The sequence below is a fragment of the Amycolatopsis sp. La24 genome (assembly GCF_029087445.1).
GTDB lineage: Bacteria > Actinomycetota > Actinomycetes > Mycobacteriales > Pseudonocardiaceae > Amycolatopsis > Amycolatopsis nivea.
Window position 1 is genome coordinate 77,355 of record NZ_JARACH010000021.1, and the last position, 24,703, is coordinate 102,057.

General features: G+C 70.7%; 35 protein-coding genes. 6 read left to right on the forward strand and 29 right to left on the reverse strand.

Going from position 1 to position 24,703, the window contains the following annotated elements; all coding sequences use genetic code 11:
- Nucleotides 1-223: 223 nt before the first annotated feature.
- The 27 genes from PUT80_RS21095 to PUT80_RS21225 form a co-directional block, all read right to left on the reverse strand.
- The gene (locus PUT80_RS21095) at nucleotides 224-1,561 is read right to left on the reverse strand and encodes a DUF3987 domain-containing protein (RefSeq protein ID WP_275293189.1); all 1,338 of its coding nucleotides are present in this window, start codon (nucleotides 1,559-1,561) and stop codon (nucleotides 224-226) included.
- A 45-nt stretch (nucleotides 1,562-1,606) separates the two neighbouring features.
- The gene (locus PUT80_RS21100) at nucleotides 1,607-3,187 is read right to left on the reverse strand and encodes a DNA cytosine methyltransferase (protein WP_275293190.1); all 1,581 of its coding nucleotides are present in this window, start codon (nucleotides 3,185-3,187) and stop codon (nucleotides 1,607-1,609) included.
- The gene (locus PUT80_RS21105) at nucleotides 3,187-3,534 is read right to left on the reverse strand and encodes a hypothetical protein (protein ID WP_275293191.1); all 348 of its coding nucleotides are present in this window, start codon (nucleotides 3,532-3,534) and stop codon (nucleotides 3,187-3,189) included. Before PUT80_RS21105 ends, PUT80_RS21100 begins: the two co-directional genes overlap by 1 nt.
- Complete coding sequence (locus PUT80_RS21110; RefSeq protein WP_275293192.1) at nucleotides 3,531-4,559, reverse strand: phage Gp37/Gp68 family protein; 1,029 nt, start codon at nucleotides 4,557-4,559, stop codon at nucleotides 3,531-3,533. Before PUT80_RS21110 ends, PUT80_RS21105 begins: the two co-directional genes overlap by 4 nt.
- Before the next feature lie 158 nt (nucleotides 4,560-4,717).
- Complete coding sequence (locus PUT80_RS21115) at nucleotides 4,718-5,398, reverse strand: hypothetical protein (RefSeq protein ID WP_275293193.1); 681 nt, start codon at nucleotides 5,396-5,398, stop codon at nucleotides 4,718-4,720.
- A 95-nt stretch (nucleotides 5,399-5,493) separates the two neighbouring features.
- Complete coding sequence (locus tag PUT80_RS21120; protein ID WP_275293194.1) at nucleotides 5,494-6,222, reverse strand: DUF4417 domain-containing protein; 729 nt, start codon at nucleotides 6,220-6,222, stop codon at nucleotides 5,494-5,496.
- Nucleotides 6,222-6,770 carry a hypothetical protein gene (locus tag PUT80_RS21125; protein ID WP_275293195.1) on the reverse strand — a complete coding sequence of 183 codons (549 nt, stop codon included), beginning with the start codon at nucleotides 6,768-6,770 and terminating at the stop codon, nucleotides 6,222-6,224. The genes PUT80_RS21120 and PUT80_RS21125 overlap by 1 nt, the downstream gene beginning before the upstream one ends.
- A gap of 210 nt (nucleotides 6,771-6,980) precedes the next feature.
- A complete protein-coding gene (locus PUT80_RS21130) occupies nucleotides 6,981-7,379 on the reverse strand; it encodes a hypothetical protein (protein ID WP_275293196.1) in 399 nt (132 codons plus the stop codon).
- Nucleotides 7,380-7,673: 294 nt separating this feature from the next.
- Nucleotides 7,674-9,962 carry an FtsK/SpoIIIE domain-containing protein gene (locus tag PUT80_RS21135; RefSeq protein WP_275293197.1) on the reverse strand — a complete coding sequence of 763 codons (2,289 nt, stop codon included), beginning with the start codon at nucleotides 9,960-9,962 and terminating at the stop codon, nucleotides 7,674-7,676.
- 58 nt (nucleotides 9,963-10,020) lie between these two features.
- The gene (locus PUT80_RS21140; protein WP_275293198.1) at nucleotides 10,021-11,214 is read right to left on the reverse strand and encodes a hypothetical protein; all 1,194 of its coding nucleotides are present in this window, start codon (nucleotides 11,212-11,214) and stop codon (nucleotides 10,021-10,023) included.
- A gap of 37 nt (nucleotides 11,215-11,251) precedes the next feature.
- On the reverse strand, nucleotides 11,252-11,722 hold the full coding sequence (locus PUT80_RS21145; RefSeq protein WP_275293199.1) for a hypothetical protein: 471 nt from the start codon (nucleotides 11,720-11,722) through the stop codon (nucleotides 11,252-11,254).
- 53 nt (nucleotides 11,723-11,775) lie between these two features.
- Nucleotides 11,776-12,402, reverse strand: a complete 627-nt coding sequence (locus PUT80_RS21150; RefSeq protein ID WP_275293200.1) for a hypothetical protein — start codon at nucleotides 12,400-12,402, stop codon at nucleotides 11,776-11,778.
- A gap of 10 nt (nucleotides 12,403-12,412) precedes the next feature.
- Nucleotides 12,413-12,640, reverse strand: coding sequence for a hypothetical protein (locus PUT80_RS21155; protein ID WP_275293201.1), 228 nt, complete (start codon nucleotides 12,638-12,640; stop codon nucleotides 12,413-12,415).
- Between the two features lie 32 nt (nucleotides 12,641-12,672).
- Nucleotides 12,673-12,870, reverse strand: coding sequence for a hypothetical protein (locus PUT80_RS21160; protein ID WP_275293202.1), 198 nt, complete (start codon nucleotides 12,868-12,870; stop codon nucleotides 12,673-12,675).
- A gap of 77 nt (nucleotides 12,871-12,947) precedes the next feature.
- A complete protein-coding gene (locus tag PUT80_RS21165) occupies nucleotides 12,948-13,136 on the reverse strand; it encodes a hypothetical protein (RefSeq protein ID WP_275293203.1) in 189 nt (62 codons plus the stop codon).
- A 55-nt stretch (nucleotides 13,137-13,191) separates the two neighbouring features.
- Nucleotides 13,192-13,386, reverse strand: a complete 195-nt coding sequence (locus PUT80_RS21170) for a hypothetical protein (RefSeq protein ID WP_275293204.1) — start codon at nucleotides 13,384-13,386, stop codon at nucleotides 13,192-13,194.
- A 42-nt stretch (nucleotides 13,387-13,428) separates the two neighbouring features.
- Nucleotides 13,429-13,626, reverse strand: a complete 198-nt coding sequence (locus PUT80_RS21175; protein WP_275293205.1) for a hypothetical protein — start codon at nucleotides 13,624-13,626, stop codon at nucleotides 13,429-13,431.
- 99 nt (nucleotides 13,627-13,725) lie between these two features.
- Entirely contained in the window at nucleotides 13,726-14,229 is a 504-nt protein-coding gene (locus tag PUT80_RS21180) for a transglycosylase SLT domain-containing protein (protein ID WP_343076893.1), read from the reverse strand.
- A gap of 190 nt (nucleotides 14,230-14,419) precedes the next feature.
- Nucleotides 14,420-14,767 carry a hypothetical protein gene (locus PUT80_RS21185; RefSeq protein WP_275293206.1) on the reverse strand — a complete coding sequence of 116 codons (348 nt, stop codon included), beginning with the start codon at nucleotides 14,765-14,767 and terminating at the stop codon, nucleotides 14,420-14,422.
- Between the two features lie 14 nt (nucleotides 14,768-14,781).
- On the reverse strand, nucleotides 14,782-14,985 hold the full coding sequence (locus PUT80_RS21190; protein WP_275293207.1) for a hypothetical protein: 204 nt from the start codon (nucleotides 14,983-14,985) through the stop codon (nucleotides 14,782-14,784).
- A complete protein-coding gene (locus PUT80_RS21195) occupies nucleotides 14,982-15,773 on the reverse strand; it encodes an RRQRL motif-containing zinc-binding protein (RefSeq protein ID WP_275293208.1) in 792 nt (263 codons plus the stop codon). The genes PUT80_RS21190 and PUT80_RS21195 overlap by 4 nt, the downstream gene beginning before the upstream one ends.
- Nucleotides 15,746-16,255, reverse strand: a complete 510-nt coding sequence (locus PUT80_RS21200) for a hypothetical protein (protein ID WP_275293209.1) — start codon at nucleotides 16,253-16,255, stop codon at nucleotides 15,746-15,748. Before PUT80_RS21200 ends, PUT80_RS21195 begins: the two co-directional genes overlap by 28 nt.
- Nucleotides 16,255-16,674, reverse strand: a complete 420-nt coding sequence (locus PUT80_RS21205; protein ID WP_275293210.1) for an SsgA family sporulation/cell division regulator — start codon at nucleotides 16,672-16,674, stop codon at nucleotides 16,255-16,257. The genes PUT80_RS21200 and PUT80_RS21205 overlap by 1 nt, the downstream gene beginning before the upstream one ends.
- Before the next feature lie 101 nt (nucleotides 16,675-16,775).
- Nucleotides 16,776-16,985, reverse strand: coding sequence for a hypothetical protein (locus tag PUT80_RS21210; protein WP_275293211.1), 210 nt, complete (start codon nucleotides 16,983-16,985; stop codon nucleotides 16,776-16,778).
- A gap of 50 nt (nucleotides 16,986-17,035) precedes the next feature.
- A complete protein-coding gene (locus PUT80_RS21215; protein ID WP_275293212.1) occupies nucleotides 17,036-17,734 on the reverse strand; it encodes a hypothetical protein in 699 nt (232 codons plus the stop codon).
- A gap of 122 nt (nucleotides 17,735-17,856) precedes the next feature.
- Nucleotides 17,857-18,078: a hypothetical protein gene (locus PUT80_RS21220; RefSeq protein WP_275293213.1), complete on the reverse strand. Its 222-nt coding sequence runs from the start codon at nucleotides 18,076-18,078 to the stop codon at nucleotides 17,857-17,859.
- A complete protein-coding gene (locus tag PUT80_RS21225; protein WP_275293214.1) occupies nucleotides 18,078-18,425 on the reverse strand; it encodes a hypothetical protein in 348 nt (115 codons plus the stop codon). Before PUT80_RS21225 ends, PUT80_RS21220 begins: the two co-directional genes overlap by 1 nt.
- A gap of 124 nt (nucleotides 18,426-18,549) precedes the next feature.
- Between PUT80_RS21225 and PUT80_RS21230 the strand changes: the two genes are divergently transcribed.
- The 3 genes from PUT80_RS21230 (at nucleotide 18,550) to PUT80_RS21240 (ending at nucleotide 20,315) form a co-directional block, all read left to right on the forward strand.
- The gene (locus PUT80_RS21230) at nucleotides 18,550-18,903 is read left to right on the forward strand and encodes a GntR family transcriptional regulator (protein ID WP_275293215.1); all 354 of its coding nucleotides are present in this window, start codon (nucleotides 18,550-18,552) and stop codon (nucleotides 18,901-18,903) included.
- A 190-nt stretch (nucleotides 18,904-19,093) separates the two neighbouring features.
- Nucleotides 19,094-19,852, forward strand: coding sequence for a helix-turn-helix transcriptional regulator (locus tag PUT80_RS21235; RefSeq protein WP_275293216.1), 759 nt, complete (start codon nucleotides 19,094-19,096; stop codon nucleotides 19,850-19,852).
- Nucleotides 19,839-20,315, forward strand: coding sequence for an NUDIX domain-containing protein (locus tag PUT80_RS21240; protein ID WP_275293217.1), 477 nt, complete (start codon nucleotides 19,839-19,841; stop codon nucleotides 20,313-20,315). Before PUT80_RS21235 ends, PUT80_RS21240 begins: the two co-directional genes overlap by 14 nt.
- Here PUT80_RS21240 and PUT80_RS21245 read toward each other — a convergent pair.
- Nucleotides 20,303-20,854 carry an HD domain-containing protein gene (locus PUT80_RS21245; RefSeq protein ID WP_275293218.1) on the reverse strand — a complete coding sequence of 184 codons (552 nt, stop codon included), beginning with the start codon at nucleotides 20,852-20,854 and terminating at the stop codon, nucleotides 20,303-20,305. The two genes, PUT80_RS21240 and PUT80_RS21245, sit on opposite strands and share 13 nt — an antisense overlap.
- A gap of 388 nt (nucleotides 20,855-21,242) precedes the next feature.
- Here PUT80_RS21245 and PUT80_RS21250 point away from each other — a divergent pair, with 388 nt between their 5' ends.
- Nucleotides 21,243-21,731 (forward strand): glycosyl transferase, encoded by a 489-nt coding sequence (locus PUT80_RS21250; protein ID WP_037816321.1) that lies wholly within the window; start codon nucleotides 21,243-21,245, stop codon nucleotides 21,729-21,731.
- Between the two features lie 17 nt (nucleotides 21,732-21,748).
- On the forward strand, nucleotides 21,749-22,543 hold the full coding sequence (locus PUT80_RS21255; protein ID WP_037816472.1) for a MerR family transcriptional regulator: 795 nt from the start codon (nucleotides 21,749-21,751) through the stop codon (nucleotides 22,541-22,543).
- 6 nt (nucleotides 22,544-22,549) lie between these two features.
- Here PUT80_RS21255 and htpX read toward each other — a convergent pair whose 3' ends face one another.
- Nucleotides 22,550-23,398, reverse strand: coding sequence for a zinc metalloprotease HtpX (gene htpX / locus PUT80_RS21260; RefSeq protein ID WP_275293219.1), 849 nt, complete (start codon nucleotides 23,396-23,398; stop codon nucleotides 22,550-22,552).
- A gap of 147 nt (nucleotides 23,399-23,545) precedes the next feature.
- Here htpX and PUT80_RS21265 point away from each other — a divergent pair, with 147 nt between their 5' ends.
- Nucleotides 23,546-24,508 (forward strand): YncE family protein, encoded by a 963-nt coding sequence (locus PUT80_RS21265; RefSeq protein ID WP_275293220.1) that lies wholly within the window; start codon nucleotides 23,546-23,548, stop codon nucleotides 24,506-24,508.
- The last annotated feature ends 195 nt before the right edge of the window (nucleotides 24,509-24,703 follow it).

Below are 24,703 nucleotides of genomic sequence, written 5' to 3' on the forward strand. Positions count from 1 at the left end.
TGCAGTGCGAGCGGAGGCGTGTGGCTTGAAGTCCCCTCTCTCCGGTGGCCTGGCGACGGGTGGGCAAGACTGCGGGGCCCGTCGCTGGCTGGCTTGGGGGCACGAAGGAAACGAAGTAACGAAAGATTTGCCTGACCTGGGGTTTCGTCCGGGACTTTTTTCGTAGCTACGAAATAAGTCGGGTGAAGTCCGGGGTGTTTGTGCTGGTCAGCGACTTACTTCGTTACTTCGTTTCTTTCGCGGGGCCCGGGGGTGTGGCGGCGGTGTAGACCTCGGTCGGGCGGCCCCGTCCGCTGGCGGGCGGTTTCTTGGCGACCGCGATCTGGCCGGAAGCGAGCAGCTTGTGCAGCATCCGGTTGATCTCGTCGGCGGAGGTGTTGCGGCGGAAGTACTGGCTGGTGATCGCCGCTTTGGTGCGCCCCTCGCTGTCCTCGCCGATCCAGGCGGCGAGTTTCGCCAGCGCGCCGCTGTCGGTGAAGATCGCGCGAGCGGAGGCGATGGAGTAGCGCACGAGCGCCGCGGCCGCGGTGAGGTGTTCGGGGTGGATGGCGTGCTGCCCGTCGAGGGCGGCGTGGATCGCGGCGATCCGCAGGCAGTTCGGCACGGCGCGGGAGACGAACTGCTCGACCACGGCGATGTCGCCGTGGTCGGTGGCGAACTCGATGTAGAGGGCCCGCCACAGGTCGGCGGCCGGGCCGGTGAACCCGAGCGTGCCCAGCCGCGCGCCTTCGTCGAGCCGGTCGGCGAACCCGTTGCCCAGCCCGGCGACGACGTCGGCGGGCGCGCCCTGGCTGAACGGCAGGAACTTCGACCGGGACACCGCCAGCGGCAGGAACCGGTTGTAGGTCCCGCCGGCCATGTCCGAGGCCGAGACCTTGTCCCGGAACTCGGCGGGGGTGATGTGGGCGAGGATCCCGACGTGCGAGCTGGGCGCGACCCGCGCGGCCACGGTCAGGGTGGACAGGTCGCCGCCTTCCCAGGCCGAGCGCAGGATCGCCGAGAGCGAGTTGCCCTCCCGCTTCATCTTCGCCATCACCCCCGCCCATTCGGCTTCCATGACCATCAACCGCAGGTCGCGGTCGTCCGCGCCGCCGAGCTGCTGTTCGTCGTCGTCGAGTGCGAATCGTTCGGCCAGCCCTTCCCCGGACGAGAGCCCGGACTTGATGTTGTGGTGGGTGAACGCGGTGTCGGCTGCGGTGATCAGGCGCTTCGCGGTCGACCAGGAGGTGCCTTTGCGGCCCGCGCTGGTGCGGCCCACGATCAGGGGCCACACCAGCAGCGGGTGCGGGTCGTCCCCGGCCCGCACGTGCGGGCCTTGTCCCATGTGGACACCGGCGAAGCACAGCAGGGACGCGAGGATCGCGACCGGGTCGGCTTCGCTGGTCGCCTCGACCTGGTGCACCAGGTGTCCGAGGTAGCAGTCCATCACCGCGTCGTCGAGCGTCGGCAGTTCGGCGCGGCCCCGTGCCACCTGCGCGATCGCTTCCGCCTCGGCGGCGTCGACATCGGCGGGCACCACGGGCTCGCGCACCAGGCGGACAGGGCGGGCGGGCTGCGTCATCGTTCGTGCTCCTCTGCTTGACGTGCAGCATTGGGGCTGGCCGGGTCAGGCGGCCGGGGCGAGCGGCTCCCCGGACAGGGTTTCCACCAGTGCCGAGACCAGGACTTCGGCGACGGGCGGGGTGACGGCGTTGCCGTAGCCGCGGACCTTCTGGCGTTTGCTGCCCTTGACCTTGTAGCCGCGGCGGAACGCCATCCCGTCCCCGATCTCCTCCGGGGAGAGCATCCGGAACGTGCACCGCTCGACCGGCGGCACGCCGCCGACGAGGCCGTAGCGGTCGCGGGTGGTGAACGTTCCGACCGGACGGTCCACGGGCGAGGCTGCTCCGTTGGAGTAGTAGGCCAGCAGCATCGCCGTGTCCCGCTGGTCGGCCGGCGGGCCGACCAGGCCGTGGTGGTTGCCCTGTGCGGACACGGTCGGGATCGGCCCGGCGACCGGGTAGGCGGTTTCGCGGGACCCGCCGCCGCGCAGCAGCGAGATGAACGGCGGGATCACCAGAGCGGTCTCCCTCCGGCAGGTCTGCGTCCGCAACGGCTGTTCCACCGGCACCGAGGCGGAATCGGCGGCGCGTTTGGCCACCGACACCACCAGCGGCGGCACGACCAGCCCGTCGGTCTCCCGCGTGGTCCGGGTCGGCAGCGGCGCGTCGAGCGGGGTCGCCTCGGTACGCCAGGTGCCCCCGGCCGGGGTCAGCAGCGGCCGCACGTGCCGCGCCAAGCCCGCTTCGATCCGCGCGATGGTCGCCGGTTCCAGCGGATCCGGGCGGCCCTTCTTGTCGACGCGTTCCCCGATCCGCTGCCCCGGGTCGAGGCTCCAGTCGATGATCGTCTCGGCACCGAGCACCGGCGGTTCGACGATCGTGTTGCGGCAGGAGATGCGCGGGCAGCGGTAGACGTACTGGCCGTTGCGGATCCCGTAGACGCCCATCTCGTCCTTGGGCTTTTTCCACGACTGGATCGCGCTCACCATCTGGTCGCAGTTCGGGCAGTACGCGCGCGGGCGCAGCCACTTGTCCCAGTCCGGGTCGCGGCCGATTTCGGCGAGCCAGAACGGCATGTAGAACCGGTTGCGGGACTGCGCGACCTTGCCCAGTGTCGGGCCGGTGACGTGCATCGAGTTGATCGCGACCAGCCGGGTCCGATACCCCTCGGCCTCGATCTCGCGCCGCCAGCGAGCGAACTCGGCCCACTTGCGGACCTGGACGACGTTCTCCACCACCCCGGCCAGCACCGGTTTTCCCTTGCGGCGCATGGCCTGCAGGTAGCGGGGGATCTCCTCCATCAGCGCCCGCGCCCGCGCGATCTTCGGGTCCAGAGCCCGAGGTCCGGTGACCGGGTCGAACAACGCGTTCTGCGTGGCCTGGTCGAAATCCCGCTTCACGCCGCGGGCATCGCACCAGGGCGGACACGCCGGGGAGGCCCAGAAGATGTCGGCACGCGGGAAGGTGTGGATCTCGGCCTTGGCGATGTCCCCGCAGTAGTGGTCCGCGTCCGGGAAGTTCATCCCGTGCACCTCCACGCTGAGCGGGTCGTGGTTGGCGGCCAGCAGCATCTCCACTCCCGGCACGGCGGTCGAGCCCTGGCTGGACCCGCCGAACCCGGCGAACTCGTCGTAGAGCTTGTACATCAGCGGTCCTCCTTGCTGCCGGGCACCAGCCGGATCGGCTTGTCCAGGTCGAGGGCGTAGGCGAGTTCGGCCCGGGTCGAAGGCCCCATGTAGCCGCCGGGGGCGACGAACACGACCTCGTCGGCGAGGCGGATCTTGGCCCGGTGCAACCGGTCCAGCCGCTCTTTCGCCGCCGCGTCGAGGGTCGCGCCGCCGGGCGACCGGTCGGAGGAGACGACCTCCGGGCGGACCACGATCCGCCCGGCCAACGTCTCGCCTTGCGCGACCAGCGCGATGGCGTCCATGAACCGGGTCGAGCCGCACAGGCACACCACCAGCGGCCGGTCGGGATCCGGGGTCGCGGTCATCGGGCCTCCTCCGTCGGGTACTGGTCGTGGGTGCGGCCGTCGAGCTTGCGGCCGGTGCGTCCCTTGCCGTGGCGTTGCACCGTGACCGCGTCCCCGCGGGCGCCCCACGCGGCCGCCCGCGTCCGGCCGTCGCGTTCGATGTAGCGGGCGGTGGCCGCGCCGGTCTCGCTCGCGCACACCGACTCCGGGGCCCACGCTCCCCACTGCTTGAACAGGAACGGCACGCTCGCGACGTCGCACTGGTCGCGCAGCGACCGCACCCAGTCCGGGTGCATCGGCCGCGCGCCGTGCCCGGACTCGCCACCGGCGACCACCCAGTCCAGGCGCGGCAGCGGGCGCGGGTTGTCCATCGCGGTGATGCGCCCGTCGGGCCAGCGCACGTGGTCGAGGTTTCCCAGCAGCGCGTCGACGGGGCCTTCCCGGGTGGCGAGCGCGCCGAGGTCGATCGGGCCGAGCAGCGGTTCGGCGGAGACCCACCGCACTGCCGCGCACGTGTCGAGCAGGATCGGGACCCGGTTCTCGGCCCACCGCTGGTTTTCGACCGACACCCCGATCCACACGTTCGGCAGCGGCCAGGTGTCGCCGTGCGGGCGTCCCGGGCCGAGCGGTTTGACGACCGTGGATTCGTCGGTGGCGCGCCAGGCGAAGCCGTAGCGGCTGTCGTCGTTGAGCAGGGCGCGCATCCGGGCGGGCCGTTTGGTCAGCAGCTGGAACGTGTGCTGCGGGCAGGCGGCCATCACCGCGAACACGCTGGCGATGTAGCTGTCGGGCACGTCCTTGTGGAACAGGTCGGACATGCTGTTGACGAAGATGCGGCGCGGGCGCCGCCAGCGCAGCGGCAGGGCGAGCTTGTCCCGGCGCAGCCGCACGTCGAACCCGGACGCGAAGTAGTGCCCGGCGCTGCCGCGCCAGCGTTCGGCGAACGTCTTGGCGTAGCAGTGGTCGCAGCCTTCGGACACCTCGGTGCATCCGGTGACCGGGTTCCAGGTCGCGTCGGTCCACTCGATCCGCGTGGTCACGCTCATCAAACCTCCTGTGTGGACAGTGCGGACACGAAGAGGGCCGGGCACGCGCGGTGCCCGGCCCTCTCGTGACCGGTGTGCTGGCGGTGCGGTCGGGAACGGAGCAGGTTCGGGCGGGATTTCCGTTCCCGCAGCGGTTCGCTGCCGCGCCGGGTGCTGGCTCAGGCGCGGCCGCCGAGGTCGGTGATCGCTTTCCGGATCGCGCGGTCGACCTCGAACTTGCCCGCGTCGCCCTGGGATTCGTGGCGCATGCCGTGGAACCGTTTGAGTTCCATCGTGAGGAGGCCGACGCTGAACTTGCCGCCGGGCTCGTCGCCGAACTTCTTGGTCAGGATTTCCTGCAGCGCCTGGGTTTCGCGGCCGTCCTGGCGCACCAGCGGGACCGAGTGCAGTTCCTGCATCAAGGTCTTCAGCGGCGCGGGCGCCCCGCCGGGCACCTCCGGTGTCGGGCTGGGCGGGGCGTCGATGCGCCGGATCGCGAGGTTGAGGCACTGGCGGGCCTCGCTGCCCTCGGGCAGCCGATCGCGCAGTTCCTTGTACGCCTCGACTCCTTCCGCCGCGCTGCGCCGGCCGGTCGTGACGTCGGTGGCCACGCGGCCGAGGACGTTGGCCAGCGGCTGGCCGTCCACGTCCATCCGGGCGTCCGCGCCCATGTACTTGATCGCCGTGCCGATCTCGCCGTCGTCGTGGAAGCTGACCTCGGCCGAGGTCAACGAGCCCCACTCGTTCTTCAGCACCGGTGCCTCCGACATCGCGCCCGACACCGGCGGACCCGCCACCGCAGGTTTCTCCGCAGCAGCAGGCTTTTCCGGTTCCGCCGGATCCTGCTCGGTCGCGGGCACGAGGGGTTCCACTCGTGCCGTGCCGCTTCCGGCGCCGCCCGCGCCCGGGGCGCCCGCACCGCCGCTTCTGCCCATCGAGGCGCCGCGTCCGCCCATCACCGCCCACCCCCGTCCCACCGCGTCGGGTAGCACCGCACCGGCGTCGATCCGCGAACCTGCTCGGTCGGCGGTTTGCCGTGCACGAGCACCACCGCCGGGTCCAGGCGGCGCAGCATTTCCGCGTAGCCGTCGGCGAACAGGCCGCGGGCGACCGGGTCGCGCCACACCCCGACCGTGGAGACCGCGACCACCGACCGGGCCGGGATCCCCGCGAACGCGAAGGCGTACGAGTCCGGGGTGGACCAGCTGACGGTGGGGACGACGTCGATGCCGTGGTGGAGCAGCCAGGCTCCGCACCAGCGGGAGCGGTAGACCTGCCACAGCTGCATCGCCAGCGGCATGTCCCGGTACAGGCTGAAATCCGGGGTGAGCGCCGCGCCGACGGCGGCGCAGCGGGACAGGCCGCGTTCCGGTTTGGACCACACGACCTCGAACCGGTAGTCGTCCAGGAAGAAGTGCAGCGCGGCCGTGCCGGTTCCGGCGGCGTTCGCGGCGGCGCGGCGGTCGGTGTAGGGCACCAGCCGAGCAGGTTCGAACTCGGCGACCGGCAGGGCGGGGACGCCCCAGTCGTTGTCGGCCGGGAACATCGCCCGGCAGTTGAGCTTGTCCCAGTTGCCGGGCATGCTCGCCCAGCGGTGGCTGGACCGGGTTCCGGCCAGCCCCAGTTCCGGCGCGGGGCCGGAGGCCGGGGCGTCGGCGAGGACGTCGGCGGTGGTGTGGGTCATCAGGCTGCCTTTCTTCGGGCCGGTCCGGGCTGGGGCCCGGCGGGGCGGACGATGTCGGGCGGGTCGAGCGCGTCGGGTCCGGCGGCGGCGCGGTAGCGGGCGGCGAGCGCGTCGAGTTCGCCGCGCTCGTCCAGCCGCGCGGCGATCCCGGCCGGGTCGGCTTGGTCGGCTGCCTGCAGCAGCCGGCGGGCGTAGCGGGCGGCGGCGCGGCGGTAGGCGTGCTCGAGCACGGCGGCCTTGAACCGCGGCCCGTGCACCGCGCCCGCCGCGTTCCCGTACAGGTCAGCGAGCTCGCGGGAGAGCCAGGTGGCGCGGTGCTCGCCGCTGGCCTGCCCGGTCCGGACGGCCTGGTCGAACAGCAGCGCCGGACCGGGCGCTTGGTTGTCGGCCATGACCTGCATCGCCAGGTGCGCGACGTGCGCGGCCATCGGGCGGGCGAAGTCGTCCGGGCGCATCCCGGCCATCAGCGCCCGCGCGCCGGGCAGATCGGACCACAGCACCGAGCCGAGGAACTGGTTTTCCGGGTCGAACGGGTCGGGGGCGTTCATGTCGGTGTCCTTCCGGTTCGGGCCTACTGGCGGGGGCGGTGCTGGCGGCAGGCGTGGCAGCAGCGCTGCCGCATCCGGTTGCGTGCGCCGCACGAACGGCACGCCCACCGCCGCCGCGACAGCGGGCCGGTCGCGGGCGGGGCACAACGAGTGGTCACGGGTTTCCTCCGGTGGCGAGTGCGGGCAGAGGGCGGCGCGGCGGGCGCGTGGTCAGCCGTGCCAGACGAGGGCCGGGAACGCGCCCGGAACTTCGGGGCCTTCGACATAGGTCAGCTCCGGGTCGGCGTCGGTGTCGACCGGGACGGCGCGGCACCAGCGCAGCCGGAAGTCGGGCAGGTCGTCCGCGGTGGGCACCGTGCCGACCCGGTCGTCCTCGGGGCCGAACAGGTCGTCGGCGTGGTCGCGGATCAACGCGAGCGCGTCGACCGGATCCACGACGCCGCACGCGAACACGAACTCGGTGTGCTCGTCGACGAACACGCTCGGCTCGCGGCTGCCGGTGACGGCTTCCAGGTCGGTGTTCAATCCCCAGTCGATCCCGGGCGAGAACGCCTGGGCGGGGCCGTGTTCGGCGGCCGCTTCGGTGTCGGCGGTGCGGGCAAGAGTCATGCGGTTGCTCCCTTCAGAGCAGAACAGCACCCGCCCGGTCGTCACGGTGAGTGACGATCGGGCGCGGTTGCGGGGCAGGCGGAACGGCCCGGGACGGGTATCCGGGCGGGGATGAGCGGGGCAATGAGCGGCGGATGAGTCCGGCCGGACGGGATGAGATGCCGCATTCCGGGATGAGAACGGGGCTGAACTGGGGCAATGAGCTGGAATGACGCGAATGAGCGGGGTCGCCCGGCCTGCGCCGGGCTCCCGCAGGCCCCGGATTCGGGGGGTGTGCGGGAGCCCGGGCGGGCTTCATTCGGCGGGGCTGGTCTCCCGGCCGGCGATGGCCGCGGCGACCTTCTCCGGATCGACCGGGTAAACACGGTTAGTAGTCGGAACCTGGTAGCCGTGGCCCGCGAGCGCGTCGGTGACGTGCTCGATTTTCCAGCCGTGGTAGCTGCTCCAGCGGGTCCGCAGCGCCTCGGCGACGGCCGAGGCGCGCGGGTGGTGCTCGCCCTCGCGGGGCACGAGTTCCCGCGTGACGGCCAGGATGTCGGCCAGCACGTCGCGCGGGGCCTCGACCTGCTCGGGCGCCGCGGCCGCGCCCCGGGCTTCCAGGGCCCGGGCCACGATCCCGGCCTGCTGGGCCGGGGTGAGGTAGTAGCTGCGCAGCGCGCCGGGCTCGTCCATGAACCCGACCGTGATCAGCGTGCCGACGTCGTTGAGCGCGGTCGGGGTCTTCGGCTTGAGGTCGAGCGCGGAAATCCCTTCCTCGTGCGCTTTCTCCCCCAGGACCGCGTTGTTGCGGGCCTTGTTGCCGTTGATCGCGCCGCACGCCCGGTTCGTCGACAGGGCCACGACCTCGCGGGGCAGGCTCTGGTCCGACGGGCTCGGGGTGAGGAACGCCAGGTGGACGGCGTACTTGCGGCTGGCCATGAACAGGTTGCAGACCAGGTTCACGATCTTCTTGCGGTCCTCGGGCTTGTCCTGGCGGAAGAACCGCTGGCACTCGTCCAGCACCACGATCCGCGGCCGCAACCCCGGTTCCTTGGCGACGATCTCCCGTCCGGCCTCCTGGACGCTGTTCACGCCGTGCTTCTTGAGCAGCTGCCCGCGCACGGTCAGGTCGGCGTAGAGGTTCTGCAGGTGCTCGACCGCGGCCTCGACGTTGTCGTCGGTGCCGCCGTCGGAGAACGTCTTGAGGCACGGCATCAGCGCCTCGTAGTCGTTGTTCTCCGCGAACAGGAACACGTCGACGTCCACCAGCGGGTCCAGGACCGCGCCGTTGAGCAGCGTCACCAGCAACGTCGACTTGCCCGACCCCATGGTCCCGGCGATGACGAAGTTCCGCTCCGACATCGGGGTCGTGACCGGTTCCCCGCGCAGGTTGCACCCGGCCGGGAACCCGGTCCAGTAGTCGCTGGTCCCCTCGTGCAGCAGCGGGTACGGGTCCACCGGTTCCCGCAGGACCCCGGGGTTGAGCCGGAACAGATCCATCACCTGCGCGTCCTCGTCGTCGGCGCGGATGAACAGCTCGACCGGGCGGCAGCCCAGGTTGTGCGCGAGCACATCCACCGCCTTCTCCATCTTCTTCACCGGAACCCCTTGCGGGAGCCGGATTTTCGCCGACCAGCCCTTCCCGTCGATCATCGGGAACTGGACCCAGGCGTTGTCGGTGTCGCGGTTGGGCCACCCCTCCTTGATCTTCGCCTTCAGCTCCGAAACCCCGGAGTTGGACAGCGCCATCGCCAGCGCACCCTCGGTCAGCTCCGAACGCTGCACCCGGGTGGCCTGTTTGCGCAGGTGAGCGGGCAGAATCCCCTCACCCAAACGATTTCCGTCTTTCCAGAACCGGAACAATTTCACTCCCATCCAGACGACCGGGATGCCCCACCAGAACCGGAACACGACGGCCCCGACCTGGTAGACAGTCGTGAACACGGCCCGCCACACGGCGAGCGCGTCGTCGGCGTTCCAGACCCCGAGCCAATGCCCGAAGCCGTTGATCCCGCCGGTGACCAGCGACCCGCCGAAGGCCACGACCAGGACCAGCGCGGCTTTCCAGGTCAGCGACCAGGCCAGCTCGGCCCACTTCTTCGCGGTGTCGACGCGGACGTGCCGACCCTCGTTCAGCTGCCGGGTCAGCGACTCGACCTGCGCGGCGTCTCCTTTCTCCTTGGCCAGGGCGCGGGCGGCCTTGACGTCGGCGTGGTCGCGGTCCGCGCGGCGCCGCTGCCGCGCCGCCTCCGCTCCTTTCGCCGTGATCGAGGCGTGCCGGTGCAGAAACCTGCTGGTCCGGCCCAGGACCCGGCGGCCGCGCTTGCTCCCGGAGCGCAGCCGGGTGCCGGTGGCGTGGCCGAGTTCGACGGTGCGCTCGGCCAGCCGGGCCCGGGTCTCGTCCGAGGGCCCGGCCAGGACCCGGCCGGTGCCGTGGAGCACGCGGGTGCCCCAGGTCTGGCGCGGCTCGGACACGGTCAGCGCAGCGTCGGCCGGGTCGAGCACTTCGCCCTCGACCGTGGCCCCGGTCGCGGCGGCCACAGTGCCCTCGGGGCGGCGGAACGGCACCACCGTGCCGGGCGTCTGGGTGTCGTTGTCGGACACTGAGGTCTCCTTCCGGATCGTGCGCGGGGGCCGGGAACGGGTCCCGGCCCCCGCCGGGTCACTGCTTCGGTTTCAGGTCCTGCAGCAGCCGTCGCGCGACCTCCTTGCGGCAGCGCAGCGTCTTGCGGACCTGCTCGGTGCTCGCGGTCGCCGGGTCCAGGTCCCCGGCCACGACCGCCTCCTGCAGCTCGGCCCGCAGCTGCTCGTACGTGCGGGACCGTTTGCCGGACCCGCTGGTCCCGGCGGGTGCCGACTGGTCCCGGACCGGTCCTGGCCGCTTGGGTCCGCCGGTGCGGTCCTCGCTCGGGTCCGGGCGGTCCGGGCGGTCCGGGTCGGCGGTGGCGACCGGTCCCCGGTGCAGCGGGTCTTGCCCGGCGGGCCGGGTGTCGCCGGACGGTCCGGCGGCGGCCCGGGCCAACAGGGCGGCGAGTTCGGCGTCGATCGCGTCGGGCGGTCCCGGCACGTCCGGGTCAGGCTCGACCGCGACCAGCCGCCCGCGCCGCACCCGGTAGGTGCCGGGCGCGTAGGTGAGCCGGGCGCGGCCCTCGCTGTCGATCGCGGCCGCGGCGGTGCGCACCGCCGCGCGGGCGGCGGCCGCGGCTTTCGCGGCTGCCTTGCGCTCGATCCGAGCAGCCTGGCGCTGGATGCGGGAGCGGGGCGGGCTGGCGATCGCGAGCTGGTGGGCGACCACGCCGGCCACCGACACCACGGCCATGATCACGCCCGCGCCCCAGCCCCGGTCGAGCCCGTGCAAGGCGTTCGTGGCGGCCGCGACCGTCCCGAACACCCACACCCCCGCCTGCAGCCCCCACACCGGCCGCTCCGGGGTGCGGTGCCGCGACACGAGCACCGCGACCGCGAACGCCCACATCCCCAGCTCGGTGATCAACGGCAGCAGCCTGCCCAGCGGCGAGGCGTAGACCTGCGCGCCGTACCCGGCCATCGCCGGGGCCGCCATCGCGAACGACACCAGCGCAATCCCGTAGATCAGCAGATCCACCGCGTGCGCGGCCGCGAACGCCCGCACCGCCGCCCAGCGCGCCGCACGGGTCTCCTTGCGCCGCAACCGGTCCTCGCGCCGCGCCCGGTCCTGCTCGGCGCGCAGCGCGGCCTGCGCGGCGAGGTCGGCGCGGGACTCCTCCCCCGCCGCGCGCATGCGGGCGATCTCGTCCCCGGTCCGCGCGGCCAGATCCAGCCGCGCCTGCTCCGCCTTGGCCGCGCGGTTCGCGCGGGCTTGTTCTTGCCAGCTCACGGGTCCTCCCTCCAGATCAGGGGAAAGTTCGGCATGCTCAGCACTGCTCCGCGGTCGGGTCGAGCGTGGGTCCGGACAGGACGGCAGCGACCGCGGCGTAGGCGTCGGGGCGGCGACGGGCGAGGATCCGCAGGGCACGGTTGACCTCGACGCTGTCGACCTCGGCGCGGTCGTCGTCGGCGTGGACGGCGAGGTAGGCGTCGACCAGCGCGGTCACGGCTTCCCGCGCGGCCGCGCCGATGACCGGGTAGGAGTCGGACGCGTAGCGGATCAGCGGCAGCCAGTTCGTTCGGGACTGCCACCTGTTCGCGCGGGATTCGTCGCGCAGCCGCGACAGCTGTGCGGCCAGCGCGCGCAGCCGGGCCGCCTCGCCCGGGCTTGCGGACTGGTCGGACAGCGTCGTCAGCCGCGGCTCGTGCTCGGCGATGATCGCTTCGTACGCCTCGGGTCCGGGGCCCTCGAACACGACGGTGACGGTCGCCGGGGCCGGGTCTTCCTTGCGGGGCATGGTGATTCCTCCAGTTCGGGTCGGAACGCAACCGGCGCGGCGGGCACCCGGGGTCAGCCGCGGTCGAGGGGTACGGGTGCGGCGGCACGGCGGGACGGCGCGATGTCCACGGCAGTGACGTCGCGGCGGGCACGGATCTCGTCCAGCAGCACCGGCATCGTGTTCGGCGCGTGCCGGGCTACGAGGGCCAGTGCGATTTCGAGGGGCCGGGCTGTCAGCTCGGCGGCTTCGAAACGGCTCGCCATGGCGAGTGCGGCGGCACGCAGCTCGCGCAGCGGCGCGGCGCTGTCGTAGGTGATCGACCTGCAGGCGCCCTGCCAGCTGCCTGCGGACCAGTTGCTCAGGTGCCGTGTCGCTTCGATCAGGTCGAACAGCGAGCCGGGCGCCAGGGCGTCGAGTGCGTCCAGGGCCGCGCTCAGGCGGTCGGCGATGAACGGCAGATGCGCGCGGCGGTGCTGCCGCCGTTCGGCGGCCGCGGTCGCGTGCAGGGCGGCGATCTCCGGGCGGAAACGACGCAGGGTCTCGATTTCGGCGGCGGACAGCGGCTCCACGCGGATCCTCACGTCGAAGTCGAGGCCGTCCCAGGACGTGAGCGTGCGTGCGTCGATGGCAGTGGTCATGCGGTGGCTCCGTTCGGATCGGAATGCGACCGGCGGTACGCCGATCGCGGTGTTCGGCAAGCGAGCAGGGTCAGCCCTCGACGACGTGGACGCTGTCGCAGGGCGCGCCGCGCCGCAGCCATGCCGCGTGCGTCGCGGCACCGGTTTCGGGCGGCGGGAGGGTGATCGTGGTGGGCGGCGGGCAGTCGGTCGGCGCGGGCTGCGGGGCGACCGCGGGGGCGGCGGCCCGCTGGCCCGCGAGGTAGAGCAGCACGAGCGTCACGAACGCGATCAGGCCGAGGAACACGCGACGGAACACGAGCACAACCCCTTTCACAGCACCGGGTGCGGTCATTCGGCCGGTCCGTAGAGGAACCGGAACAGCGCTTGCTGCAGGTCGACGTGGTCGAGCCCGCTGTCCGCCAGCGGCGGGTAGCCGTGCCGGGTCAAGACCTCGGCGACGTCGAGCACCAGTCCGAACGTGAACCGCGCATCGTTTCCGGACGACTCGGGATGTTCCAGCGGGTAGTTGCGGGGTGAGTCGGTCACGGCACGCTCCCTTCCGGGTATCGGGCTCGGGGCGGCCGCGAGGTCGGCGCGGCCGCACCCGAGCAGGTTCGGCAGGGTCACTTGCTGGCTTTGGACTTCGCGCCGGACTTGCCGAAGAACAGCACCAGCAGGCTGGCCGCCGCGATGGCGCCGAGGACCAGCATCGGAGTGGAGGTGTGGTTGACGGGGTCCTTCTCGTGCAGGCTCCACGCGCCGTAGGCGAGCCAGGCGGACAGGGCGAACACGACGAAAGCAACGAGTTTCATGACGGATTTCTCCTGTGCGGTAAGGGAACAGCGGACTGGAACAGGGCGGCCGGTGTCACCGGCCCGGCCACGCCGGGCGGGTGACGGTGACCGTGGCCGGCCCCGGCAGCGGCGCGGTGCCGCTGCTCGGGGCCGGGACGGGCGGCGCGGACGGGCGGACGATCTGCGGTGCGGTCACCCGCCAGCCGAGGAAGAACAGGAACACGGCGGCGAGCACGGCGAACACGAGCACGCCGGACAGGATGCGCATAGGCGAGACAGGGCCTTTCGGTTGCGCGGCAACGAGAAACGGTCAGCTGCGGGCCTTGGCCTTGGCGACGGCGGGCTTGCCGAAGAACAGCACCACCAGGGCGACCAGCGCGAGCGCGCCCAGCGCCAGCATCGGGGTCGCGCTGTAGTGGGCCGGGTCCTTCTCGTGCAGGCTTCCCGCGCCCCAAGCGAGCCAGGCGGACACGGCGAACACGATCGACGCGACGAGCTTCATCTTCATGGCTTTTCCTCCAGATCGGCGAAACGGGCATGGCGAAACGGCCTGTGCGGCGGGATTGCCGCGCGGGCCGGGTGCTGCGGGTGCGGATGTGGTGCGGGGTCAGGCGGAACGGCGGTAGGCCGCGGCCTGGCCCTGGACTTTCGCGACGTACCAGTCGGCGTGGTTGTAGGCGAAGATCGCCCGCCGCTGGTCCCCGGCGCTCAGGCCGGAATCGCAGAGGTAGTGCGCCGCCGCGGGGATCGCGTCGGCCGGGTCGTAGATGTCCGGGCCGATCCCGGGATGCCGGGACCGCACGGCGTTGAACGTCGGCGTCAGGAACTGCATCGGGCCCTTCGCCCCGGCGAAGTTCGCGCCCGAGCGCACCCCGGGAGCCTTGAGACGGCCGTGGTCGGTCTCGACCTTGCCGACGCCGGCCAGCAGCGCCCAGTCCAGGTGCGGACAGGTGTCGGCGGCCGAGCGGTAGGCCGCCAGGTAGGCGCCCGGGATGTCGGCGACCCCCGGACCTCCAGTGTCGGCGTCACCGGTGTCTTTCATGTAGCCGACGGCGATCGCGGCAACGGTGAACAACACCGCGCCCGTGCCGACTTTCCCCAGCAGGGACAATGGACACTCCGATTCCTCTCGCAGGTGTCGGGAGACCGGCCGGGCGCGCCGTTCCGGCAAGAACCCGTGCGCGCCCGGCCAGTCGCTTACCGAGTGCTCTCCTCCCGTCGTTCACGGGCGATGCGTTCCTCGTCGCGGGTGACGGACTCGTGCAAGTCCCACGGGTGCTCGTCCGGGGGCCGCTCGGCGGTCACGACGCGACCTCGTCGACGCGCTCGACCGCATCGCCCGGGCCGGGCGTGTCCTGTTCGGACGGTCGCGTGCGTCGGCGGGCCCGGGCGGCAACCGAGCAGGTTCCCGCCCCCACCGCCCGGGCGGCGCGGCGCACCGGCGGCCACGCCCACGCGATCCGCGCCAGCAGAGCGGTCGCGACGACCGGGATCAGGAACGACCACCCGGCCCAGGCCGCGAGCCCGGCGGCCAGTGCGGCGGCGGCGGTTTCCGGCAGCCACCAGCCCAGCGCGCCGACGGCGCGGTCGGCGCGGCTGCCCTCGATCCGCGCGACCCGGGTGTCGCCGCGGGGTTCGATCTCGCTCACGCTGTGATCTCCTTTCAGGTGACGGGTTTCGGGGTCAGCGGACCGGCGAAACAGGTGGTGATCCGGCGGTCCAGGCCGGTCTGCAGGGCGCGCAGCAACCACGCGACCGCCACGAACGGGCAGCGCAGCAGCCCCAGCGCGAGGAACAGCAGCACCGACGCCGCGAACGCGAACAACCGCCACGGGCCGTGCTGCTCCAGCACGTCGACCACGCTCATGCCGCCGCACCTCCCGGGTCCTGGTCGACGCCCAGGACCGGGCGGAACGCGAGTTCGGCCGCGCGCATGTCCAGCGCCAGTGCTTCGGCGAGGGATGCGGCGTGGGCGTAGAGGTCGGCCGCGGCGGTGTCGGTCGGCAGCAGCCGACCGCTTTCTGCGGGACGGTGCCGGTCCATCTCGCCGACGCGGGCGAACGCGGCGTTGATGGCGTCGCTGATCCGCGCCGCGCGGGGTTCGGTGGTCATCGCAACGTTTCCTTTCCAGGTCAACGGGTTCGGGACCGCAGCGAACGAGGCGTAGTCCTCGGGTGTCAGCGTGGGTTCGCCGACGAGGTAGTCGTGCAGGTAGGAGCCGGGGTCGAGCCCGGCAGAGCAGAGGCAGGCTTCGCAGGTGCGGTGCGCTTTGGGCAGTTCGGCCCAGCCGGTCTCGCCGCACTCGCGGCAGGTGCGGCGGGCGGCCATCATCTTGCGGTGCGCTTCCCAGCGGGCCGGGGTCATCGGCCGCTTCGGCTTGGCCTTCTCGATCAGGTACAAGTTCGCGAACGTGAGCTTCCCGGCCTTGCGGCAGCGGAAGTACAGGAACGCCACGGGATCCTGCCCGCCGGGCCGTTTCCCCATCGCCGCCAGCTGACGCGGGGTCGCGAGCACGCTGCGGTCGGCGGTTTTGCAGGAGAACAACGGCTTCCCGTGCCACGTCCCGCGGGTGAAGCAGGTCTGGTCCGACCACGGCACCGAGGCCAGCACCCACGGGAACCGGCGGCTCACCGGACCCGGCGGCCGGTCCGGCACGAGCGCAGGGCCAGCCAGGTCGTGGTGAGCGAGGCCAGCACCCCGATCGCGCGGTGCGCGGCCTGGTCCAGCTCCATCAGCGCGGTCCCGGGCCCGGACTCGTCCACCACGCCCGGCCGGCGTTGCACAGTGGCGTGGTCGAGGTAGCCGCCCAGACCCGCCGCCCGTGCCGCTTTCTTCAGCGGCTCGCGCCGGTCGATCACGTAGTGCGTGACGGCGTTGACCGCCGTCCCGGCCAGCAGTGCGCCCAGCGGCACCCGGAAGCCCAGCACCCGGGTCACCGCGACCGCGGCCGCGACCTGCCCGGCGCTGTAACTGGCGACGTGGCGGGCGCAGTGGCGCGCCCCCTCGCGCCCCGGCTGTCCCTTGCCCACCGCGTCGGCGCTGGACTGCAGCCACTGGTCGCAGACCGGGTGGACGTCGGCGAAGGTCGCCTGCAGCACCGCGAACAGCGCCAGGCCGCGCAGCGTCCGGTCGCGCATCACGCCGCCTCCCCGGTGAGCAGGTCCCACTCGCGGTCCCAGTCGAAGAACTCCGGCTCGCGGCCCGGGGGCACCAGGTCCTCGGTCTTCTCCAGCGCCTTTTCCAGCGCTGCTCGGGAAAAGGCCAGGTCGGCGAACCCGGACGGCGAGGACAGCACGATCCAGACGCGGTCGTCCTCGGGGCCGATCCGCACGTCACCGTCGCCGACGGCGGCCAGCATCCCCGAACAGAGCAAGTCCCGGCCGAACACCCATTCCCGCTCGCCGCTGGCCCCGCAGTCCAGCACCAGCGTCACCGCCCACGGGTCGGCCTGGTCGTAGAGCAGCCGCGCCGGAACCGCGACGTTCCCGTTGAGGTAGGCGGTCATCTCGCTCTCGACCCAGTCGTCAGCCGGGAAGAGCGCGTCGAAACTCGACATGAGGGCTCCCTTCGGAAAGCCGTGCACAGTGATCGATGGGTTGGGGGCCCGGCCGGCGGGCGGGATTCGCGGTGCTTCCGGCGCCCGTCGGCCGGGCAGCTTCAGACCTGCGGGCCGCGGGCATCCAGCAGCGCGGGCAGGCAGCCGCATTCGTCGTGTTCGTCGTGGTGGAACCCGATGCAGCGGTCGTCGGGACAGCCGCACGCGTCGCCGCCCCAGCGGCCGTCGGCGTAGTGGTTTTCCCGCGCCCACTGGGCTTCGGTCAGGCCGTGGGCGGCCAGCACGTCGAGCGCGTCGGCGTTGAGTCGCATAAGGATCTCCTCAGCGAGGTCGGTGGAACCGGAAGCGAGCAGGTTCGGGGTCAGGCCGCGAGGGCGGCGGTCTGCGGGGAGCCGAGCAGGCCGGTGACGTAGGCGACGAACGAGCGCTGAGCGCACGGGTGGACGTGGTCGGTCTGCGGGTCGCGCAGCTGGGTGCGCAGCCACAGGGTCAGGCGGGCGACAGACCAGCCGGTCCGGCGGCGGGCGGCGATGGCCGACACCAGGGCGTCCAGGAACTCCGGCCGCACTCGCGGCGCGCGGTCGGCGGCCTTCGCCGCGATCGGGTTCACCGGCGCGGTGTTCGACAGCGGAGCCCGGTTGGGTCGCGGGGCCGTCGTCACGGCGGCCTGGCGCTCGTCGGCGGCCAGCATCCGCAGCTGCGCGGCCACATCCCGGTACACCCCGGCCCGGCGATGCATCACCGCGTCAGCGGTGCGGCGGGTCAGCAGCCGGGCATTCGCTGCCAGCAGCCCGGCCAGCGTCTCGAACTCCCCCGCCACTCCGGCCGTCGCGGTCGCGTCGTCGACCGGAGTCGCCGCGACCAGGGGGTTGTCCGCCGTCTGCGGGTCCGTCTCGGCCCGCAGCAGCAGCTGGGCGGCGACGTCGGCGTACACCGCGGCGCGGACACCGGTCACGGCCTCCGGCAGCCCCGACCCGGTCAGCATCTCAGCGTTGCGGGTCAGCAGCTCGGCCAGGCCCGACAGCCGGGCCGCGATCACCTGAGTCAGCGTGCAAGACATGGGAATCCCTTCCGAGCAGGCGATTCGCGACCGCGAGCGGACACAGCTCCGCCCGAACACGAATGCCGGAGAATTTGAGAATCAGGCGCGGAAATCGCGCGGGGAAAGAAGAACGGTGACGGTCAGGCGGCCGATGCGAGTTCGTCGGCGACCTCGGCGCGAGCCGCCCGGAACGCGCGGGCCAGGCGCATCGCCTCCAGCCCGTGCGGGCCGGGGAACTGCGAGCGCATCGCCTCGCACGCGGCGTCCAGCCAGTGCGCACGGTCCTGCGCCACCGCCGACACGGGCGGCATCGTGGCCAGCACGCCCGCGAGCGCGGCCGGGACGAACAGACGGTCCATCATCACGCGACCTCGCCTTCCGCCTCGATATCGGCCAGATCGAGCAGCGCGTGCAGCTGCACCGCGGACTTGCCCGTACCCATCTGGCCGCCCACAATCCAGTTCCCGAGCGCCACCACATCCGCGACCGGCGCGCCAGCTGTCTCGGCCGCCTCTCGGACAGCCAGCTCGGCGTCGAACTCGTCCAGCAGATCAGCCACGTCGGTCAGGTCTTCGCGCTCCAGGCCGACCTCGACCAGGTCCTGCGGAGCGCCGAACGGACCTGCCAGAAGCTCGGTCAAGTCCAGGTCTTCATCCGTCCCGTCGAACCGGAACTCCAGCTCGCGGCGGCTGGGAGGTGCTTGCTTCATGGGTTGAGATTCCTTCCTCGGAGCTTCTGACTAAGACTGACCATAGTCAGCATTGGTCAGTCGGTCACTACTCCATCCGAGTGGCATGTTGGTCAGTGCTGGTCAGATCGATAGACTCGCGAATATGGCGAAACAGACTGCGGGACTCGCGGCTTACGAACGCGTCGCTGCGGCCATCCGAGCTGCGGTGACGAGCGGAGAGCTAGCCCCGGGGAAACGCCTCCCGGGAAATCGCGTGCTTGCCGAGCAATACGACGTCTCGCTGCCGACGCTCCAAAAAGCGGTCGGCGTCCTGCAGGACGAGGGATGGCTGGTGACTCGCGCTTCGGTCGGCGTCTATGTGGCCGATGAACCGCCGGCCGAGGCTCCGCCTGCCTCGCTGAAAGAGCTTGGCCAGACGGTTGTCGAGTTGCGCGCCTCGCTCCGCGAGCTGACCGAACGCGTCCAACGAATCGAGGACGAGACCAGTGCTTCGTGAGGTCGACTCGGCGGCCATAACTGCCTCCAATCTGGGGGACTCGGTGCGGCGTGTTCGCCGCTCTGAGTACAGAAAACCGCAGGTTGGTGGACGTCGTAACCGCGTTTCCGAAGAACTTTTGGAGCGTCTTGACCAGCGCAAACGCCCCACCAAAACGCTCTGAAACGTTCTGACCGGGAGAGGGGAGACTATGGCCAACGATCGCCTTCGGACGGCCATGCTGGCGGCAAACCTGACCATCGAGACGCTGGCGGAGAAGGTCGGCAAGCACGAGAAGTCCGTGGAGAACTGGATTCGGACCGAGAGAGTGCCGCATCCGCAGACCAGGGCGATGGTCGTCAAGGTGCTAGGAGTGCGCGAGGTCGATCTGTGGCCGTCGCTTCGAGAGTCGCCGCGGCCAGCGGCCGACGAGGCGGAGCTGCTCCACCTCTACCCGTCCCGATCGGCGATCACCGGCGCGATCTGGCAGGAACTCCTAGCCGGAGTCGAAGAGCAGATGGACGTGCTGGTCTTTTCCGGCGCTTTCCTGGTCGAGCAGTACGACCTCGTCCCACTGATCCAGCGGAAAGCGAAGGATGGCGTCCGCTTTCGCCTCCTAGTCGGCGACGAGCAGGCGGAAGCCGTGGTCCAGCGGGCAATCGACGAGGGAACACCTGGTGGACTTGAGGGCCGGATTCAGCTCATGCGCCGGTATCTTGCCGACGTCGTAGACCTGGACAACGTCGAAGTGCGTACGCACGGCACGATCCTATACAACTCAATCTACCGTTTTGACGACCAGCTTCTTGTGAATCCGCATGCCCATGGAGCACTCGCCGGGCAGAGTCCCGTAATGCATTTCAAGCGCCACCCGTCCGGAAATATTTGGAATCACTACATGAAGTCATTTGAACGGGTATGGCAGATCGCCATCCCAGAGAATGGCGAGGTTAATCATGGCCAGGACTGACTATGTAAATGATCCCGCCGCCCCGCCCGCCAACAGTGTGGTGCCGTCAGTAACCGTGGTAGTACGCAATGTCGACGGGGAGGTGCTTCTCATTCACAAGGTCGATAACGACCGGTGGGCCCTACCGGGAGGCGGCCACGACATCGGTGAAACCATCACGCAAACGGCAGTCCGTGAAGTCAAAGAAGAGACGGGACTGGACGTTGAGATCGTCCGGCTTACTGGGACATACACGAACCCGAACCACGTGATGGCCTACGACAACGGGGAAGTGCGCCAGCAATTCTCCCTCTGCTTCGAAGGGCGACTTATCGGCGGAAAGGCCCGAGAGGATGGAGTAGAGACCAAAGCCGTGCGATGGGTCAACCCGTCGCAGCTGGACACTCTCAACATGCACCCGTCGATGCGCCTGCGAATTGCTCACGCGCTCGATACTGAGCGTCGACAGCCTTACCTGGGGTGACCGTCCCGCAGGCGGGCTTCCGTCCGTTCTATCGCTTCTCGGATGACAGGACCCGCGAGTAGCCAGGTCTGATGAACGGGATCAGAACTGGGATATCGAGAAAGGATCTCAGCGATCCTCTCGTCATATGAAACCCGCGCTCCGTCAGGACCGGTCGTGAGATCGGCGGCTACCAGGGTGTCGAGCAGCGCGCTGTCTTCGAACGGGAACTCGGCCAGCTCCGCCGACATACCTCGCTGCTCGGCCTCAAACCTCGCTCCAGAGTGGTGTGCGACAAGGTTGACCACGACATCCGGCCAGTTCTTCGACTTGAGGTACCGGGCACCGTCCAGCGGATGGAAGTGGGTGTGGCCGATCTCAGGCGCGTAACCAATGTCATGCAGCCACGCCGCGGCGACAAGCGCCGACCGTTCTGACTCAGACACCGCGTGCTCCAGCTCGCGCGCGCGCGCCGCCACGGCCTGAACGTGCTGCCAGCGTCGCCCAAGTGGCTTCACGAACTTCTCGCTGACATCCCGAGCTTCGGTCACGAGTTCCATGGCGCTCGACGCTACCGGCTGCCCAGCACGGCTCGCTTGCTGCATCTGAGTGGGCCTTTCGTCGTGAGGATCATCGGGAGCAAGGCCGTGAAGTCGCCGTGATGCCCCGAACGTTCATCCGCCGAACAAGTCGCACGCACCGACCAACGCGGCACCCTACCGGGCGCTCAGCGCCTCGGACTCGGACACACCACGGACGCACGGCGCGAGAATTCTGCATTCATACAGGTCAGGGGCTCGCAGACGGCTCCCTGTAAATCAGACGGCTCAGCCTTCGGGGGTTCGAATCCCTCACCTGCCACACCCACACGAACGCCCCGGACACCCGGGGCGTTCGTCGTATCCGCGGACTTGACCCTCCTGCGACAGGAGGCTCCACGCTCTCCCCATGAACGAATTTCGCGGCCCGGTTCCCACCCCCGCCTACGACGCGGTGTCTCCGGGCAACTATCTCGGCTTCTACGGGATGCCGATGTTCCCCAACGTGCCCACCGCCGACCTCGATGCCTCCACGGACTTCTGGCTTCGCGGGCTCGGCTTCGACAACCTGTTCACCTTGCCCGGCCAGATCGTGCATCTGCGGCGCTGGGCGTTTCAGGACGTCCTGCTCAAGCCCGGGACCCCAGCGACCCCGAGTGAAGTCAGCATCAGTTTCTCCTGCGTGCTCAGCGAACTCGACGAAATCGCCAAGCGGTGTGAGGAAATCACGCCGGGGTGCACTAGCGGGCCGGAGTTGATGCCGTGGAACTCGCGGGAGTTGACGGTCGTCACGCCGGAGGGCACGAGGGTCGTGATGACCGCGGCGGAGCCGATCGATCCGGACGGGCCCGTCGCGGAGGGGATGCGTGCTGTGGGGATCGACGTGCCACGCTCGTGAGCTGCGACACTGAGGTCGTGACCGAGCAAGACGGCCTCACTGTCGGACGCACGGCGACGCTGGTCGGCGTGAGTGTCAAAACCCTGCATCACTGGGACGCCGTCGCCCTGGTGCGTCCGAGCGGGCGCACCAGGGCCGGCTACCGGGTGTACTCCGCCGAGGACATCGCGCGGTTGCATCGGGTGCTCGTGTACCGCGAGCTCGGCTTTCCGCTGTCCGAGATCGGGCGGCTGCTGGACGATCCGACCGCCGACGCGCACGCGCATCTGACTCGGCAGCGGCGCGAGCTGCGCGACCGGATCGCGCGGCTGGAGCACATGGCGTCCGCGGTGGACCGGATGGCGGCGGCGACCCGCGGCGGGATGCAGTTGACGGCGGAGCAGCAGGTCGAGATCTTCGGGTCCGAGTGGGATCCGGAGTGGGTCGACGAGGCCGCGGAGCGCTGGGGCGACACGCGGCAGTGGGCGGAGTACCGCGAGCGGACCACCGAACTGACCCCGCAGGACTGGCAGGAGGCCGCGGCCGAGCACGAGACGCTCCACGCGGACCTGGCGGCGGCGCGGCGGGCGGGGGTCGAGCCTGGGTCGGCGGAGGCGAACACGCTCGCGGAGCGGCATCGGGCGACCTTGTCGCGGTACTTCGACTGCACGCATTCGATGCAGGTGTGTCTCGGGCGGAAGTTCGTGGAGGAAGCCGGATACACGGAGTACTACGACGCGTTGGCGCCTGGTCTCGCGGGCTGGCTGCGCGACGTGATCTTCGCCAACGCGATCGTGCACGGGGTTGATCCGGCTACCGCGGAATGGGAGTAACGCGGGTCAGCGGCCGCGGGCCATCTCCTCGAGCCGCCTGATCCGGTCCTCGATCGGCGGGTGCGTCGAGAACATCTTGCTCAGCCCGGCCCCGGGCCGGAACGGGTTCGCGATCATCAGATGCGACTGCGAAACCACCGCCGGTTCGGGGGCGAGCGGCGCGGCCCGGGTCCCCCGCTCCAGCTTCCGCAACGCCGAGGCCAGCGCCAGCGGATCACCGGTCAGCTCAGCCCCGGAAGCATCCGCCTGGTACTCCCGCGACCGGCTCACCGCCATCTTCACCACCCCGGCCGCGATCGGGCCGATCAAGACCAGCAGCAGCGACATGAACGGGTTGCCCTCGCGGTCGTTCTCGCCGAAGAAAAACGCGATGTTCGCCAGCACGCTGACCACACTCGCCAGCGCCCCGGCGACGCACGAGATCAGGATGTCCCGGTTGTACACATGCGACAGCTCGTGCCCGAGCACCGCACGCAACTCGCGCTCGTCGAGCAGCTCCAGGATCCCAGTGGTGCAGCACACAGCCGCGTGCTGCGGGTTGCGCCCGGTCGCGAAGGCGTTGGGCGCCGCGGTGGGGCTCACGTACAGCGAGGGCATCGGCTGCCGCGCGGACGTCGCCAGCTCCCGCACGATCCGGTACATCGCGGGCTGCTCGACCTCCGACACCGGCCGCGCGTGCATCGCGCGCAGGGCCATTTTCTCGGAGTTGAAGTAGGCATAGGCGTTCATCCCCAGCGCCACGATCAGGCCGATCACCAGGGCGCCGCGGCCGAACAATCCGCTGATCCCGACGATGATCGCGGAGAGCAGACCGAGCAGCATCGCCGTCTTCAGCCCGTTGTGGTGCTTGTGCACGCGCGCTTGCCTCCGTCCGCTCTGGCAGGTGCCGCAAGGTGGGTTACTCACTGGAAACAACGCGATCGGGGGACGCGAAGTTCCTTCAGCCGATCCTCGTCCGGGTTAGGGTCGGCGGGCAACCCAACCGACCGGGGCAGGTGAGCGATGCGCGGTTCCCAGTGGTCCCGGAGAGGGCTGTTCGGCCTGGTCAGCGCGGGTGCGGCGGCACTGCTCGGCGGTACCGCGGGGGCGTCCGGGCGGGTCACCAGCGTGCAGGTCGGCGGGACGCTTGCGGCGCTCGCGGTGAGTCCGGTCACCGGGCTCGTGTACGCCGCCGACCAGGCGTCCGGCATGGTCGTCGTGCTCGATCCGGACGCGGCGAGGGTCGTGGCCGCGCTCGCGGTGGGCGGGGAACCGAGCGATGTGGCGGTGGACGCCGAGCGGATCTACGTCGCCAATCCGGCCGGCGGCACAGTGCTCGCCTTCGACAGCCAGACGCACCGGTTCCTGAGCGCCGTCAGCGCGGGGGCGGGGGCGTCGGCGCTCGCGATCGATCCGCAGGCCAACCTCGTGTACGCGGTGAGCGGCAAGACCGGCACGTTCGCGGTGCTGGACAGCATCAGTCTCACTCAACAGGACCTGCTGCCCGCGCCGAAGCCGGGCCTCGCCGGAATCGCGCTCGACCGCGGCCGACGGCGCGCCTACTGCACCAGCCCGAACACGAACTCGGTCGAGATCTGCGACCTGGACGCGGGCGCGTTCACCGCGAGCGTTCCGGTGGGTGCTTCTCCTACCGGGATCGACGTCCACGAACTGAGCGGATCGGTGTTCGTGGCGAACTCGGCGATCCACCATATGTCCATTGTGGACGGCTCGGCGCGGGCGCAGGTGAAGACGGTGCTGCTGCGCAGTGAGGCTTCGTCGCTCGCGGTGCATCAGGGCAGCGATGTCGTGTACACCAACGGCGGGCAAAATGGACTGTCCCGCGTGGACGGACAAACCGGGACCCTCACCGGCGAACTGAGCCTCGGGGTGAATCCGGGCGCCGTGGCGGTGGATCAGCGCACGCGCACGGTGTACGTGACCGATCCGCTGCACGGCACGGTCAACGTGGTGCGCGATTTCTGACTGCGCACATGAAGTTACTCCAGGTATACGGTGTCGGGTATGGAACTCGGTCGAAGCGGTGCGGGCGGCGGACGACGCCGGGTTCATGTATCTCGCGGTGATGGCCCACTGCTTCCGCATTCCCAGCACCAGCGCGAGCGGTCATCCGATGTTTGAGGCCTACCCGACGCCCGGCCGCTTCGCGGCGCACACCGA